Below are 533 nucleotides of genomic sequence, written 5' to 3'. Positions count from 1 at the left end.
TATTCAGCGCAAGGATTCACCTCGGAGCGAAAGCCGATTTTCGAGGACGATATGGATCGACATTTCCAACGCGATGAAGCGATCCAAGAGATAGTTGCGTGTCTGGCAGGTCCTTTTGCAGAATCCGCATTCGAAGGCTATCTGGACCCGCGCGATATGGCGATGAATGCGTCCGATGGGAATGAGGGGAGCAGCGACTACGCGGATGCCAAGCGAATCTATGGTGAGTTGCGGTTCCTGATGCCGCGCCGCCCCGATTGGGGGCGGATCGAAGATCGCACGGCCCGGCTAGTACTCGATCACTGGTCAGCCATCGAAGCATTGGCCGCGCATTTGCTGGTCAAGCATGATCTCCAATTCGATGAGGCTCTGACGATTGTTGCGCCGCATCTTCCGCCCATGCCAGCAGCTACGCCGCCAGAGCGTCATCCGCAGCCTGCTTGATCAGCCATTCGATGTGATTTGACCACATCTGCAACACCTCGCGCTTCTCCTTGACGTTGCTATAGAGATCGTAAATTTCGCCAATGTCT

1 protein-coding gene is annotated in these 533 nt (G+C 55.5%); it reads left to right on the top strand.

Going from position 1 to position 533, the window contains the following annotated elements:
• Nucleotides 1-444: hypothetical protein (locus EOB49_RS36775; RefSeq protein ID WP_164781963.1), on the top strand; the 444-nt coding region annotated here is incomplete at its 5' end.
• Nucleotides 445-533: the final 89 nt, after the last annotated feature.

Source organism: Mesorhizobium sp. M7A.F.Ca.MR.148.00.0.0, assembly GCF_003997735.1.
GTDB lineage: Bacteria > Pseudomonadota > Alphaproteobacteria > Rhizobiales > Rhizobiaceae > Mesorhizobium.
This window is presented reverse-complemented; position numbering and strand designations above follow the sequence as displayed.